Genomic DNA, 15,340 nt, shown 5'->3' on the forward strand with positions numbered 1-15,340 from the left:
TGGAGCTGACTGTTACTAATCGGTCGAGGGCTTGACCTGAATGGTTGTGTTCACAAAAAATGGAATGATAGATGTGTAGTGTATGCGGTTTTGAAGGTATATCGGAAAAACCATCGGAGAGATCCGATGGTTTTTTACTGTTAAAAAATAAAAGAAAGAGCGCTGCTAATGAGAAAAAATACTCATTAACAGCGCTTTTCATTTCACAGAAAAAGCAGTATTATGGGGTTAGAAGAGTCTAACACAAAACAGACTCTTACACACTCAGGAAAAAAGATGCAGGGAGGAAAGTTATGTTTCTTGAGATTAATAACCTGAAGAAGAGTTTTGGAACCGGTGAAAGCCGTGTGGAGGTCTTAAAGGAAATTCAGTTTTCTGTGGAAAAAGGTGAAATCTGTGTTCTCCTCGGTCCATCCGGTTCCGGTAAATCGACACTGTTGAATATTATCGGCGGAATCGACGAGGCGGACAGCGGTTCGATCGTGATTGAAGGCGAAAAAATTGAGGATATGAATGAAAAAACGCTGACACGGTATAGACGAAAACATTTAGGATACGTTTTCCAGATGTACAATCTGATTCCAAACCTGACGGTGAAAGAAAATATGGAAGTTGGCGCATACTTAAGCGATCATCCGCTCGACATCAACGATCTGTTAAAGACACTGGGGCTCTATGACCACCGCGACAAGCTGCCGAACCAGCTCTCTGGCGGTCAGCAGCAGCGTACTTCAATCGGAAGAGCTATCATCAAAAATCCAAGCATTCTGCTCTGTGATGAGCCGACAGGTGCACTCGATTACCATACTTCAAAAGAAATTTTGAAGCTGATCGAGGACGTCAATCAGAAGTACGGCAACACCGTCATCATGGTAACACACAATGATGCGATCAAAAACATGGCGGACCGCGTGATTCGTCTGCGCGACGGCCAGATCCGTAAAAACTACGTCAATGAGACCAAAATCGCCGCCGGCGATCTGGACTGGTAAAGCGGGGTGGAAGTATGAAAAATCCATTACGAAAACGCCTGCTGCGGGAACTGAAGAACGATATTGGAAAATATCTCGTTATTTTTCTGTTTATGACGGCGACGATTGGCTTTGTGTCCGGTTTTCTCGTTGCGGATGAGAGCATGCTGTATGCTTACGATGAAAGCTTTGAAAAATACAACGTGGAAAACGGAAATTTTACAACAGAACAGAAGCTCACCGACAACCAGAGAACACGGCTGGAAAAAGAGAAGGTAACGATTTACGAGAATTTCTATAAAGACGAAGATGCCGACACGGATCTGGATTCGGAACCAGAGAGCACGATCCGTCTTTTTAAAAACAGAACAGAGGTCAATCTGGTCTGCCTGATGAAAGGCGAAATGCCGCAGCAGAAGGATGAAATTGCAATTGACCGTATGTATGCGGACAATAATGACCTGCAGGTCGGTGATGTGATCTCGGTTGATAAAAAAGAACTGACGGTTACCGGTCTTGTGGCACTTTCGGATTACAGTGCGCTGTTCAGCAATTCGAGTGACATGATGTTCGATGCGGTTAAATTCGGTGTGGGAATCATGACCGAAGAAGGGTATGATGCCATTACCGATGACCATATCAAATACTGCTATTCCTGGAAATATGATACGGAACCGAAAGATGAAAACGAGGAAAAAGAATGGTCCGATGATTTCGTCGAGGTTCTGGCGGCTCATTCCTCGCTGACGGGTTATCTGCCGCGCTACGGCAATCAGGCAATCAAATTTACCGGCGACGATATGGGCGGTGACAAGGTGATGGTGGAGGTACTGCTGTACATCCTGATTGCCATCATGGCGTTCATTTTTGCAGTTACGACAAACAATACGATTGTAAAAGAAGCGTCGGTGATCGGAACGCTGCGCGCATCCGGCTATACGAGACGGGAACTTCTGCTGCATTATCTGTCCCTGCCGGTACTGATTACGATTTTGTCGGCGGTGATTGGAAATATTCTGGGATACACCGTGTTTAAAGATATCTGCGCCGGTATGTATTATGGAAGCTACAGTCTGCCGACATATCAGACGCGGTGGAATGCCAATGCATTTCTGCTCACGACCGTAATTCCGGCAATTCTGATGTTTGTGATCAACGCGGTGCTGATTTCCGGCCGTCTGCGTCTGTCACCGCTGCGTTTTCTGCGCCACGATTTTGCAAAGAAAGGAAAAAGCCATGCGGTGCGTCTTCCGAACTTCCGGTTCTTCTCGCGGTTTCGTCTGCGGATCCTGCTGCAGAACAAATCGAGTTACTTTACCCTGTTTCTCGGTATCGTATTTGCCAATATTCTGTTGCTGTTCGGTATGATGATGAAACCGCTGCTGTCACATTACCAGACGGAGGCGGTGGAAAATATGCTGGCAGATTACCAGTATATTTTAAATGTTCCGGATCCGATCGATGAGGATGATGAGTACACGCTGATGGGAATTGTGCAGAAACTTCTGACGCCATCGCTGAAGACAAATACGGAAGGCGTGGAAACGTTTGCTCTTACATCGCTGAAAAATATTCCGAAAAACCGGGAGGGCGAGAGCATTTCGGTATATGGAATTCAGAAAGACAGCAAATATGTTTCCGCTGAACTGTTTGAGGACGGCGTGACGATTTCCGACGGTTATGCCGAAAAATATGGAATGAAAGTCGGCGATACACTGGAACTGAAAGAGCCATATGAGGACAAAACGTACAGCTTTGAAGTAAAAAGCATTTATGCCTACCCGGGAGCCCTTGCGGTATTTCTGCAGATGGATGTCTTCTGCGAGGAATTCGATCATCCAGAGGACTACTTTAACGGCTATTTCTCTAACGAGCCGATCACGGACCTGGAGGAATCGTATATCGCGACGAAAATTACGGAAGATGATATGACAAAGATTTCACGGCAGCTCAATGTGTCGATGGGAGAAATGTTCCAGCTGATCAATGTTTTCTCGATTGTACTGTTCATGCTGCTGATTTATCTGCTGACGAAGCTGATCATCGAGAAGAATACGACTTCGATTTCGATGGTAAAGATTCTCGGCTACGAGAACAGGGAAATTTTGAGTCTGTATTTGACGGCGACAACCTGGGTTGTGATCGTCTCAATCGGTGTCAGCCTGATCATTGCCTCCGCGCTGATCCGCCAGATTTATGTCATTATGCTTTCCGAGTACAGCGGCTGGCTGACATACTATATTGATCCGGCAATTTACGGAAAAATGTATCTGATGGGCCTTGCGGCGTATGCTGTTATCGCTGTGCTGCAGTTCCGCCACATCCAAAAGATTCCGATGGACGAGGCACTGAAAAATGTAGAATAAAAAAAGTTACAGGAGAAATCTTGACAAGCCCGGGCAAAGTGTGGTATATTGCTCTCAAACTTGGTGTGGATTTTTCAACTTGTAATAAAGTTCTTTTCGCCACGCAATTATCGAAAGCAGATAATTGCGTGGCTTTTTTTGTGGCAATGGAGCAAAGTCCGTGCCTGCACGTAAGCCCACCAACAGAAAAGATCACAAATGGAGGTAATAATGAACGAAAACTTTATGAAAGAAAAGCCAGTATTTCCACTGCTGGTTTCGATGGCGCTTCCAATGGTAATCTCGATGCTGGTCAATTCCTTATATAACATTGTGGACAGCTTCTTTGTCGCACAGATCAGCGAAGATGCCATGACGGCGCTCTCCCTGGTTTATCCGGTACAGAATTTTGTAAATGCCGTTGCCATCGGTTTTGGAATCGGACTGAATGCGGTGATTTCGTATTATCTGGGAGCGGGTGACAAAAAGGCAGCCGGCTGTGCTGCAACACAGGGCCTTGCCCTTACCATGCTGCATGCGGTTATTTTAACGATCGGAAGCCTTCTGGTCATCGAGCGTTTCCTGCGGATGTTTTCTTCTTCCGAAACTGTCATCGATCTTGGTGTCCGGTATTCACGGATTATCTTTCTGTTTACCATAGCAATCATGGCAAACCTTTACTTTGAAAAGGTTTTTCAGGCAGTCGGCCGGATGAAAGTGACGATGACCGGTATGATGGTCGGCTGTATTGTCAACATCATTCTGGATCCGCTCATTATTTTCGGAATCGGACCGTTCCCGCGTCTTGGAATTGAGGGTGCGGCACTTGCAACCGGCATCGGTCAGGTGACACCGGTCGTGATTTACTGGATCATTTACAAGATCCGCCCGATTTCGGTCAAAATCCGTCCGGAATATTTAAAAGAAGGAAAAAATCTGGTCGGAAGACTGTACGCGATCGGCGTCCCGGCGATCCTGAACCTGGCGCTGCCGTCTCTTCTGATTTCCGCACTGAATGGAATCCTGGCCGTGTATTCCCAGAGCTACGTTGTCGTGCTCGGCATTTACTACAAGCTGCAGACGTTCATCTATCTGACAGCAAACGGCATTGTACAGGGCATGCGCCCGATTATCGGCTTCAACTACGGCGCAGGCGAGCATAAGCGTGTGCGGAAGATTTATGAGATTACCCTGATTATGTGTGCGGTGATCATGCTTATTGGAACCGGCATCTGCCTTGCCATTCCGGAACAGCTGATCGGACTGTTCAGCAGCAATCCGGAGACCATCCGTCTTGGCGGACAGGCGCTGACACGCATCAGCGTGGGCTTTTTGATTTCGGCAGTTTCCATCACATCCTCCGGTGCGCTGGAGGGACTCGGAAAAGGCGGATCTTCCCTGATCATTTCCCTCTGCCGAAATGTCATTGTCATTCTCCCGGCAGCTTACCTGCTGTCCCATCTGGGAGGCGGCGTTTTCGTATGGCATGCCTTCTGGATCACAGAGGTCATTTCCGCAGCGGTTTCTCTTGTGGTATACCGCCGCGCAGTACGAAGATAAAAAATATAAGAAGAAAAGAAAAGCGGCCTCTTGTGGAAGGAGGCTTTTCTTTTTATAATAGATAATACAGACGTAAGAATTAAGTAAAGATTTTTTTGAATATTCATGGTACCATTACGGTAGTTAAAAACAGAGAGGATGGAAACGACGTGGAAGAAACAAATATTTTAGTTGTGGATGATGAAAAAGAAATCGCGGATCTGCTGGAAATTTATCTGATCAGCGATGGATTTCAGGTATTAAAAGCGTACAGTGCAAAAGAGGGACTCCGCATTCTGGAGGAGAAAAAAATCGACCTGGTGCTGCTCGATGTGATGATGCCGGATATGGACGGTATTGCGATGTGCCGCCGCATCCGGGAGACGAACAACATTCCGATCATCATGGTAAGTGCCAAAACGCAGGATATCGACAAGATCGTCGGTCTGTCAACGGGAGCAGACGATTACGTGGCAAAACCGTTCAATCCGCTGGAGCTGATGGCGCGTGTAAAATCCCAGCTCCGCCGCTACCGCGAACTGAATCCGTCGAAGCCGCACGAGCGCCAGGAAGTGATTTCCTTAAAGCATCTGGAAATCAACAAGGTAACCCATCAGGTTGTCTGCTACGGAGAAAGCATCAAGTTGACACCGATTGAATTTGATATTCTGTATCTGCTGGCCTCCAACCCGGGCCGCGTGTTCGGTACAGACGAAATTTTCGAGCGCGTCTGGCATGAAAAATTCTATGAGGCGAACAACACGGTTATGGTACATATCCGCCGTCTGCGCGGAAAAATGAAAGACGACACAAGAGAAGATAAGATTATTACAACAGTCTGGGGAGTGGGATACAAAATTGAAGCCTGATTTTATAAAAAACTTCAGCCAGAGGATGGTCTTTGATCTGATTGTAAGTGCACTTGTCACGGTGCTTGTAGTGACGCTTACCGACGGGATTCTGACCTTTTTCGGCAATGGACTGATGAACATCGGTTACCGGAGCGCCTGGATCGGACCGGGAGGCCTCCGCCCATCGGTGCGGACGATGATTCTGACGGCGGCTGCGCTGCTTTCGTTCTGCCTGACCTTTTATTTCCTGATGCGCGAAACCATCCGATACATTGGGAAGATTCTGGAAAAGGTAAAGGAGATATCAGCAGGGGATTTTGATCATCCGATCGAGGTAAAGGGAAATGACGAGTTTTCTGTGATGGCGGAGAACTTAAATACGATGCAGCAGAATATCAAGGAAATTATGGAACGGGAACGGATCGCGGAGCATACGAAAAACGATCTTGTCTCATCCGTGGCACATGACCTCCGTACGCCGCTGACTTCGATTATCGGCTATCTCGGCTGGGTGCGCACGCGGACGGATCTGGATGAGGAGACGAGAAATCATTATATCGATATTGCCTATCAGAAAGCACTCCGTCTGGAGCAGCTCACGAACGAGCTGTTTGGATTCGTCAAGCTGGAGCACAAAGAGATGCAGCTGCATCTCGGAAAACTTGATCTGGTGCAGCTGATGGAGCAGATGCTCGACGAGATGACGCCGTCTTTTGTGAAAAATGAGCTTCAGGTGGAATTTCTGCATGCGGAACATGCGATTTTTCTCGAGGCGGACGGTGAGCTGCTGGCACGGCTCTTTGGAAATCTGCTGAACAATGCTGTCAAATACGGAAAAGAAGGAAAACAGATCCGCGTCTCAATGGAAAAAGAGGGCGAATATGTGGTCACGCGTGTCATTAACTACGGACGGATCATTCCAAAACAGGAACTGGATCATATTTTCCAGAAATTTTACCGGACAGAGCAGTCGAGGAGCCGCGATACCGGCGGGACGGGACTTGGACTTGCGATTGTACAGCAGATTGCGGAACTGCATCATGGACAGGTGCGGGTAAAAAGTGATCTGCAGGGAACCGTCTTTGAGGTGGAACTGCCGGTCGGAATGCCAAAGGGGAAGAAAGAGGACGAAAAGCGATGAACAGGAAAAGAAGAAGCAAAATCTGCTGTCTGTCCGGTATTTTGCTGCTGATTCTGCTTCTGGCGGGAGTTCAGAGGGTGTCTGCGATGACAACGCGGACAGAACTTTATCAGAACACGCCGTCGGATGGCGGAAGAAGCGGCGGGAAAGAAAAGCAGTTTCTTGCCAACAGCTACGCAGGGGAATACCAGATTGATTTTTCTTATGGATTCGAAGGAAACTATCAGGATGGGAATCACGTACCGATTCGTGTGACAATCACAAATGAGAGCGCTGTTGAATTTGAAGGATACTTTGTTTTTCAGATAAAAAACGCCGCGGAATCGATTTACCGCAGAAACAGTGGAGAAGGCATTCTCTCAAAACTGTTTTTGGGGGTCAAGCGGTCGGGCGACGGAAGAAACAGCCTTTTTACGTACCGTTTTCCAATCTATATTCCGGCGAACGGAACCGTTACAAAGACTTTTTCGGCAGGGCTTCTGGTGGAAAATACGTCTTTTTGTGTCCTGTGCCTGGAGAACAGCCAGAGGGACACGGTGTACAGTCGGGAAGAAACGATTTCGAGTGAAGGCTTCTTCCAGTCCAAGGTGGAAGTCTGCGTTGTGGAAGAAGAAACTAATTACGGGCAGCAGCTGAATGGAGTTACGCTGAACGACGGGATTTATGAGGTGGAAGCTGCATCTGTCCGGGCAGAGGAGCTTGTCGGGCTTGCGGAGTCGTATTCGCCGGATGTGCTGATCCTTCTGGAGCAGTCAAAAGAAGAACTGGATGAGACACTCCAGAAAGAAATTGATCTCTGGCAGGCAGAGGGAGGCCTTCTGATTACCTTTTCGGGAAACGAGACATTTGCGGAAAGCCAGCGCAGTGCGTTTAAAGAAGCGCCGGTAGATTTTCTGAAAAATATTCTGGACGAAGAGACCACCAGCCGCCTTCTGGCAAAACGAAATACGAATTATCAGAAATACTATACGATTTCCGATCTTCTGGAAAACACTAGGATCCGGAACCGTCCGAATACGGTGCTGTACGGCGGCCTGATTCTGGTCTATCTGGTTCTGGCAGGGCCGGGATTGTATTTCTTTTTGAAAAAAACAGGAAAACGTCAGTATCTCTGGGGGGCGATCTGTGCCTGCTCGGCCGTCTTTGTTATGCTGATCAGTCTGTTTGGCCAGAGCACGAGGCTCAAGGCCCCGGTGCTGACGTATGTAAGAGAAATCTGGCAGTACGATACATACCAGAAAGATTACATTAATTTCTGTGCACAGGCGCCGTACAATGCTTCCTATGAGCTGTATCTGGATCCGTCCTACGATCTGGTGACGTACAACCGTATGGACTATATGTCCAACAGCACGGCACAGCCGGAAACGGAGGATGCGGAATATGAAAAGACGGAGATCAGTTTCGGAGAACAGAAAAACAGGGCAGAAATTTCCAATCAGGCTGCATTTGCCCTGAATGAGTTCGGCATGCAGCGGATGGAAACGCTGGACGAAGGCGAAGGACTGAAAGGCACGTTTCATTTCTGGGATCAGAAGATCAGCGGAACCGTGGAAAATAAGACAGGCTATGATCTGGAGAGCTGTGTGATCGCCGTTCCAGGTTACTGTGCCCTCATTGGAGACATCAAAAACGGGGAGACGATCACGCTGGATGGAATAGAAGCGGACAGCGTGCGGGATTTCGGAAATTGGAGTGCGGCAGAAGATCTGCCGGAGATAGAGAAAAATTATCTGGACGGCGTCATCTATAATCACATGCCGAACCGGAGTGACAACTGCCTTTTCTTTGGAAAGCTGGCAGGCAATGACGATACGTTCCAGCTTGACAGCGGATACGAAGCGTATGGAATCTCGTATTACTATCAGGAAGTGTTTGTGGACATGAAAGAGGCCGGCGTTGTGTACTGTCCGTATGCGCAGGAGTACAGCGGATGGGACGGCGGAAACACGGTAAGCTTTGAAATGGGACCGAATTCCGGCGGAATCTCGGAAGAGGAAACAGAAGTAACGTATTATCTGAACGGTGTCTTTGAAAACAACAACATCTGGTGTCTGTATGGAATGTATGCTAAAGGCGTGATGCAGCCGGATTCCGAGGGAATCTATGATCCTGCATTCTGGCCGTATGCGATGACGGCGTTAGAAGATAAGATCCAGGCGGCAGAAACCGGCGGGGGAGGAAAACGGGGAACCATTCTTTCGCTTGCTTTCGAGAAAGCCCGCACGGAGGATGGGACCAAGATCCGGAATTTCAATGGAATCATTGATCTGTACAATTTTCAGACGGGAACGTATGATAAAATTTCCGACTGGGAGATCGATTTTGCGAGTGATCCGGCACTGGAGGCGCAGTATGTGAATGCGGACAACCAGATCCGTGTGCGGTACCGTCTTTCCGAAGAGGAAAAGGGAGAAGAGTATCATGAAAATTATGGATACTATGAGGCACCGAATCTGATCGTAAAGGCGAAAGAGATCCCACCGGAGCAATATCTGGAGAATCTGTTAACGGAGGAGCCAAATGCCGATACTGAAAATTGAGAAACTGACCAAAAAATACGGAAAAACATATGCCCTGAACGGTCTTGATATGGAAGTAAAAAAAGGCGATATTTACGGCTTTGTCGGACCGAATGGTGCGGGAAAAACAACGACGCTGCGCATTATTTCAGGGCTTTTAAAGAGCGACGGCGGCGATCTGTGGCTGGACGGCGTGCGGACGACAAAAAATATTCTGAAGCAGAAAAGCCTGATCGGCTTTGTGCCTGATTTCTTTGGCGTCTATGAAAACTTAAGCGTGATAGAGTATCTGGAATTTTTTGCCGCATCGTATGGAATTTACGGGCGGGCAGGAACTGTCCGTGCGCGGGAAGTGCTGGAGATGGTCGAACTATCGGGAAAAGAGGAGCAGATGGTGGATTCGCTCTCAAGGGGCATACAGCAGCGGCTCTGTCTGGCGCGCGCGATGATCCATAAACCGAAGCTTCTGGTGCTGGACGAACCGAATTCCGGTCTGGATCCGCGTTCAAGAAAGGATTTTCAGCTTCTCCTGCAGCGATTGGCGCGGGAGGATTATACGATTCTGATCAGCTCCCATATTCTTTCGGAATTAGCAGATCTGTGCACCAGCATCGGTGTCATCAACGGAGGTGTCATGGTACAGCAGGGAAAGCTGGAAAACATTATGCTTGCGATCGACAGCTCCAATCCGCTGCGCATCACTGTGCTGAACCAGGTGCCAAAGGCGCTGGAACTATTGCGGCAGGATCCGCAGGTCAGCCGCCTTTCTGTGGATGAAAACAAGATTGCGGCCTGGTTTTCGGGAAGCCGGGAGGAGGAGGCGTATCTGCTGCAGAAACTGGTGGATGCCGGAATCCTTGTGGTTTCATTTGCACGGGAACACAACAGCCTGGAGTCCCTGTTCTTTCATCTGACCGGGGAAACGGAACAGAAGAGCCGAAACACAGAAACGTTCGGAAACACGATCGGATAAGGAGGGAACGAAACGTGCGGTTAAATCCTGTATTTGAAAAAGAAATGAAGCGGAACTCGCGGTCATCGCGGATTTCCTGGATTATTTTTGTCTGCAATCTGCTGCTTGCCGTGGTTGCGTTTGTCTGCTATTTCGGGGAGAGCAGCCAGCTTGGCTATCTGGCACCGGTCAGCTACAGCGTTCCGATGAACTGCTATATTCTGATGACGTATCTTCTGTTTATTCTCGTTGTCCTTTCGGTTCCGGCGGTTGCGGGAGGAAGCATTTCGCTGGAGCGTGAGAAAAAAACGCTGGATGTGCTGCTGACGACGAACCTGAACCCGTGGAGAATCATTACGGGAAAGCTGGAGGCATCGCTTGGCGTTGTTCTGATACTGACGGTTTCGGCACTGCCGGTGCTGTCCCTTGTTGTGGTGTTCGGCGGTATCGGCCTTGGCGGACTGCTTCTGATGGCGGGAGGACTTCTTCTGACCGGAATTTTTGTCGGCAGTATCGGCATTTTCTGTTCGGTTGTTTTTAAGCGGACCACACTGGCGACCGTTCTTTCCTATGTCATTGTCGTTTTTCTGGTCGTAGGAATATGCGCCTGCACGGGGCTTGCCTACTACGCAGGACTGCTGCAGCAGGAGATGACGGCAGCTTATCAGCAGATCGATGTAGGAGGTGTAATTTACCTTCTTCTTTTCAATCCGTTTACCTCGTTTGCGGGGATCATCAGCCGCCAGCTTGGGAATGGAAGAGAGATGGAACAGCTCTGCTATCTGCTTGGAAATTACGGACAGAATCCGCTGATCCATTATCTGCCGGAGGCGAGTGCCGTTCTGCAGCTTCTGATATCAGCCGTTCTTCTTGTGACGGCGGGAAGAAAGCTGAATCCATTAAATAAATAACAGGAGTAAAAGAGAAGATGAAACCATTTTGTTTTAGCCTTTCCGGAATTTATGAGTCCGAAGGATATGCCTGGGAGCAGGCGGGAAAGATCTGGGATCTGAGAGAGCTCCGGGGAACTGACGGTTATCTCGATCCGGAGACGGAGCAGTTTCTGGAAGCGGAACTTGGCCGAAAAAAAGAAACGAAAGAGCTGCCGCGGATCCGCCTTCTGGATTCTGGCAATTATCACTATATGAGCAAATTGCTGCTGGGACTGGAAAAAGAAGATTTGTTTTTAGCCGTATTCGACCACCATACCGATATGCAGCCGCCGGCGCTTCTTCCGGTGCTCTCCTGCGGTTCCTGGATCCGGGATGCTGCCGGGGCGTATCAAAACATCAAAGGAATCTGTGTAATCGGCCCGCCGGAGGCGTTGGTGCGGGAAACGGAAGCGATGGAGCATGTCTGGTTTGTGACACAGGAAGAGCTCGACGACGGAAGCGGAGCGGCGAAGATCAAAGAGGTTTTTGCATCCCATGCGGGAACATTTCCGGTATATCTGTCGGTCGATAAGGACATTCTGTCAAAGGAGGAGCTTGATACGAACTGGGATCAGGGAAATGTGCGTGTGGATGAGCTGCTGTCCCTTGCAAAGGACTGTCTTGCGGGGAGAAAGGTGCTCGCGGTCGATCTCTGCGGAGAGCCGTCGGCGAACGCGCCGGAGGCGGAGTGCAGCGCGGCAAGTCTGGTAAACCAGAAGCTGTACGGCGCGCTTGCGGCAAAAATCGAAGATTGACAAAGCCTGGGCAAAAGAGTATCATAAATTCATACCCAGACGGGGTATATAGAGTGACGGAACACAAGGAGGAAACCTCATGGGTGAATGTTGTACACACTGCAGTGAATGCGACCGGAAAAAAGTGCGGGACGAAAAAGAATACAAAGATCTGATCCACCGTCTTTCGAGAATTGAAGGCCAGGTGCGCGGAATACGGGAAATGGTGGAGAGCGACCGCTACTGCGTCGATATCCTGACCCAGGTATCCGCGATCCAGTCTGCATTAAACAGCTTCAACAAGGTACTGCTTTCCAGCCACATCAAATCCTGCGTTGTGGAGGATATCCGGCAGGGAAAAGAAGGCGCCGTGGATGAGCTCTGCAAAACCATCCAGAAGCTGATGAAATAAGAAGGAGAAGAAGAAAATGAAAGCATATGAAAGATTACTGAATTATGTTAAAGTGCCGACACCGAGCGATGAAAGAAGCGGAACACATCCGTCTTCCGCGTGCCAGAGAGTCCTGGCAGACCAGCTTGCAGAAGAAATGAAAGCGCTCGGTGTATCGGATGTCCGTGTAGAGGATAAATGCTACGTCTATGGAAAAATTCCGGCAACAAAAGGATACGAAGGAAAGACAAAACTGGGATTTATCGCACACATGGATACGGTATCTGATTTTGCAGATCATGCGGTAAATCCGATCGTACATGAAAATTATGACGGAAAGGATCTGAAGCTGGCTGACAGCGGAAGAACACTGGAGGTTTCGGTATTCCCGCATCTTCCATCCCTGGCCGGCAGAACGCTGATCACAAGCGATGGAACAACGGTGCTCGGTGCAGACGACAAGGCGGGCGTGGCAGAGATTATGACACTGGCAGAAGCCCTTCTTGCCGGAGAAATCCCGCACGGTCCGATTTCCATCGGATTTACACCGGATGAGGAGATCGGTGAAGGCCCTGACTTTTTTGATGTTCCAGGCTTTGACGCGGAGTTTGCCTATACCGTGGACGGCGGCACAGAGGGAGAAATCGAATTCGAAAACTTCAATGCAGCCGGAGCGAAATTCACGGTGACCGGATTTAACATCCACCCAGGCGGAGCAAAAGACACGATGATCAATGCAATCGCTGTTGCAAGCGAGATCCAGTCTCTTCTGCCGGAAGCAGAGTCCCCGAGAAATACCGAAGGATATGAAGGCTTCTATCATCTGACCAGTATGTCCGGCGATGTGGCACATGCCGAGTCCGAGTACATCATCCGTGATCACGATGCAGAGAAATTTGCAGCAAAAGAAGAGAATCTGCGCCGGATTGAAAAAGCAATGAATGAAAAATACGGCGAGGGAACGGTAAAACTGGAGATCAAAGAGCAGTACCGCAACATGGCTGAGAAGATCCGTCCTTGCTACCATCTGATTGAGAATGCCGAAGAGGCAGCCAGAAGAGCCGGCATGGAGCCGATTGTTCTTCCGATCCGCGGCGGCACAGACGGCGCACGCTTAAGCTTCATGGGTCTGCCGTGCCCGAACATCGGAACCGGCGGATATGCATGCCATGGACCGTATGAGCACATTACCGTTGAGGGGATGGAAAAGACGATGGCAATGTTGAAAGAACTGGTTAAGATCTACGCAGAATAAAAGAGTTGTCAGAAAAAAGGAAAAGTCCGGCAGAAAACTGCCGGGCTTTTTTACTGGCGTTTATGATAGGAAGAAAAAAATCAGCACAGCAAAAAACGGAGCCATGCAGGCTCCGTTTAAAAGCAGTTCGTAGGGGAATCGAACCCCTGTTTTCGCCGTGAGAGGGCGACGTCTTAGCCTCTTGACCAACGAACCATATGATATAGAACAGAATTTTTAAAAGAGAAGGAACTCTGTGAAACCTTCAACAGTTCGTAGGGGAATCGAACCCCTGTTTTCGCCGTGAGAGGGCGACGTCTTAGCCTCTTGACCAACGAACCGTATGATATAGAACAGAATTTTTAAAGAGAAGGGATTCTGCAAAACCTTCAACAGTTCGTAGGGGAATCGAACCCCTGTTTTCGCCGTGAGAGGGCGACGTCTTAGCCTCTTGACCAACGAACCATATGATATAGAACAGAATTTTTAAAAGAGAAGGAACTCTGTGAAACCTTCAACAGTTCGTAGGGGAATCGAACCCCTGTTTTCGCCGTGAGAGGGCGACGTCTTAGCCTCTTGACCAACGAACCGTATGATATAGAACAGAATTTTTAAAGAGAAGGGATTCTGCAAAACCTTCAACAGTTCGTAGGGGAATCGAACCCCTGTTTTCGCCGTGAGAGGGCGACGTCTTAGCCTCTTGACCAACGAACCATGTCGCTTAAAACAGGATTTTTAAGAGAGAAGGCATCCTGCGAACCTTCAACAGTTCGTAGGGGAATCGAACCCCTGTTTTCGCCGTGAGAGGGCGACGTCTTAGCCTCTTGACCAACGAACCGTACTCGCTTATAATACACGATGTCTGGAGAAAATGCAAGTGTTTTTTTGAAAAAAATTTAAAAAATTTCAAAAAGTAGCGAAATTCGCATTTTACTTGCATTTTTTGCCAGTTATGGTATGATAAAACAAACAAATGTTCTAAAAAACAGAAATACGTTCTAAAAAGAAAGAAAAAAGATTAGAATAGAGAAGGAGAAGACAAATGAAACAGTACAAAGGAGCCATTTTTGATCTGGACGGAACACTGCTCGACTCGATGCGGGTCTGGGATGACATCGATATTGCATTTTTAAAGAAGAGAGGACTTGAGGTTCCGCCGGATTATCAGGAGGCGATTACACCGCTCGGCTTTCTGGAGGCTGCCCGCTACACGATCAGACGGTTCGGCTTTCCGGAAACGCCGGAAGAGCTGATTCAGGAGTGGCATCAGATGGCGGTCGACGCCTATACGTATGAAGTGGAGTTAAAAGACGGGGCAGCAGAATATCTCCGCTATTTAAAAGAAAAAGGAATCCGCATGGCGGTTGCTACCTCATCGAGCCCGGAGCTGTATGAGCCGGCCTTAAAGAGAAATGGGATTTATGAGTATTTTAAAGCATTTGTCACCGTCTCGGAAGTAAAGCGCGGCAAGGGCTTTCCGGATATCTACGAGAAAGCGGCTGAAAAGCTGTCTCTTCCGCCGGAAACGTGTGTGGTATATGAAGATATCCTAGCGGGAATCCGCGGCGCCAAAATGGGCGGATTTGCGGCTGTGGGCGTGTATGACAGAAGCGGGGAAGGAAACCGCGCAAAGATGGAGCAGGAAGCAGACCGCTACGTGACTTCTTTTAAGGAGCTGATGAACGGAGGAGATTCTTTCTTCTAAAGAAAATCTTGCTATTCCGGGAA

General features: G+C 48.5%; 12 protein-coding genes and 6 tRNA genes. 12 read left to right on the forward strand and 6 right to left on the reverse strand.

The window, feature by feature from the left end; translation table 11 throughout:
- Positions 1 to 293 precede the first annotated feature (293 nt).
- From DWX32_RS15165 to pepT, 11 genes are all read left to right on the forward strand, one after another.
- Positions 294 to 992 (forward strand): ABC transporter ATP-binding protein, encoded by a 699-nt coding sequence (locus tag DWX32_RS15165; protein ID WP_117802463.1) that lies wholly within the window; start codon positions 294 to 296, stop codon positions 990 to 992.
- A 14-nt stretch (positions 993 to 1,006) separates the two neighbouring features.
- Entirely contained in the window at positions 1,007 to 3,337 is a 2,331-nt protein-coding gene (locus DWX32_RS15170) for an ABC transporter permease (protein ID WP_118594571.1), read from the forward strand.
- A 210-nt stretch (positions 3,338 to 3,547) separates the two neighbouring features.
- Positions 3,548 to 4,876 carry an MATE family efflux transporter gene (locus tag DWX32_RS15175; protein WP_117510228.1) on the forward strand — a complete coding sequence of 443 codons (1,329 nt, stop codon included), beginning with the start codon at positions 3,548 to 3,550 and terminating at the stop codon, positions 4,874 to 4,876.
- A 149-nt stretch (positions 4,877 to 5,025) separates the two neighbouring features.
- Positions 5,026 to 5,724, forward strand: coding sequence for a response regulator transcription factor (locus DWX32_RS15180; RefSeq protein ID WP_022462401.1), 699 nt, complete (start codon positions 5,026 to 5,028; stop codon positions 5,722 to 5,724).
- Positions 5,714 to 6,847: a sensor histidine kinase gene (locus tag DWX32_RS15185; protein WP_055228565.1), complete on the forward strand. Its 1,134-nt coding sequence runs from the start codon at positions 5,714 to 5,716 to the stop codon at positions 6,845 to 6,847. Before DWX32_RS15180 ends, DWX32_RS15185 begins: the two co-directional genes overlap by 11 nt.
- Entirely contained in the window at positions 6,844 to 9,390 is a 2,547-nt protein-coding gene (locus DWX32_RS15190) for a hypothetical protein (RefSeq protein ID WP_117510227.1), read from the forward strand. The genes DWX32_RS15185 and DWX32_RS15190 overlap by 4 nt, the downstream gene beginning before the upstream one ends.
- Positions 9,377 to 10,342 (forward strand): ABC transporter ATP-binding protein, encoded by a 966-nt coding sequence (locus DWX32_RS15195; protein ID WP_117510237.1) that lies wholly within the window; start codon positions 9,377 to 9,379, stop codon positions 10,340 to 10,342. The genes DWX32_RS15190 and DWX32_RS15195 overlap by 14 nt, the downstream gene beginning before the upstream one ends.
- 14 nt (positions 10,343 to 10,356) lie before the next feature.
- Positions 10,357 to 11,232, forward strand: a complete 876-nt coding sequence (locus tag DWX32_RS15200) for an ABC transporter permease (RefSeq protein WP_055217680.1) — start codon at positions 10,357 to 10,359, stop codon at positions 11,230 to 11,232.
- Positions 11,233 to 11,249: 17 nt separating this feature from the next.
- A complete protein-coding gene (locus DWX32_RS15205; RefSeq protein ID WP_117510226.1) occupies positions 11,250 to 12,008 on the forward strand; it encodes an arginase family protein in 759 nt (252 codons plus the stop codon).
- Between the two features lie 79 nt (positions 12,009 to 12,087).
- Positions 12,088 to 12,399 (forward strand): metal-sensing transcriptional repressor, encoded by a 312-nt coding sequence (locus DWX32_RS15210; RefSeq protein ID WP_022463104.1) that lies wholly within the window; start codon positions 12,088 to 12,090, stop codon positions 12,397 to 12,399.
- Positions 12,400 to 12,415: 16 nt separating this feature from the next.
- Positions 12,416 to 13,633: a peptidase T gene (pepT, locus tag DWX32_RS15215; protein ID WP_118660487.1), complete on the forward strand. Its 1,218-nt coding sequence runs from the start codon at positions 12,416 to 12,418 to the stop codon at positions 13,631 to 13,633.
- Positions 13,634 to 13,756: 123 nt separating this feature from the next.
- Here the strand turns inward: pepT and DWX32_RS15220 are convergent.
- From DWX32_RS15220 to DWX32_RS15245, 6 genes are all read right to left on the reverse strand, one after another.
- Positions 13,757 to 13,828, reverse strand: a tRNA-Glu gene (locus tag DWX32_RS15220).
- 53 nt (positions 13,829 to 13,881) lie between these two features.
- Positions 13,882 to 13,953 (reverse strand) — tRNA-Glu (locus DWX32_RS15225).
- A gap of 52 nt (positions 13,954 to 14,005) precedes the next feature.
- A tRNA-Glu gene (locus DWX32_RS15230) sits at positions 14,006 to 14,077 on the reverse strand.
- Positions 14,078 to 14,130: 53 nt separating this feature from the next.
- A tRNA-Glu gene (locus DWX32_RS15235) sits at positions 14,131 to 14,202 on the reverse strand.
- Positions 14,203 to 14,254: 52 nt separating this feature from the next.
- Positions 14,255 to 14,326 (reverse strand) — tRNA-Glu (locus DWX32_RS15240).
- 52 nt (positions 14,327 to 14,378) lie between these two features.
- A tRNA-Glu gene (locus DWX32_RS15245) sits at positions 14,379 to 14,450 on the reverse strand.
- Positions 14,451 to 14,654: 204 nt separating this feature from the next.
- On the opposite strand from DWX32_RS15245, the gene DWX32_RS15250 reads away from it, so the two are divergent.
- A complete protein-coding gene (locus DWX32_RS15250; RefSeq protein ID WP_117812836.1) occupies positions 14,655 to 15,317 on the forward strand; it encodes an HAD family hydrolase in 663 nt (220 codons plus the stop codon).
- Positions 15,318 to 15,340: the final 23 nt, after the last annotated feature.

Origin of the sequence: Blautia sp. AF19-13LB, assembly GCF_003479105.1 — a bacterium.
In the GTDB taxonomy this organism is placed as follows: Bacteria; Bacillota; Clostridia; order Lachnospirales; family Lachnospiraceae; genus Fusicatenibacter; species Fusicatenibacter saccharivorans.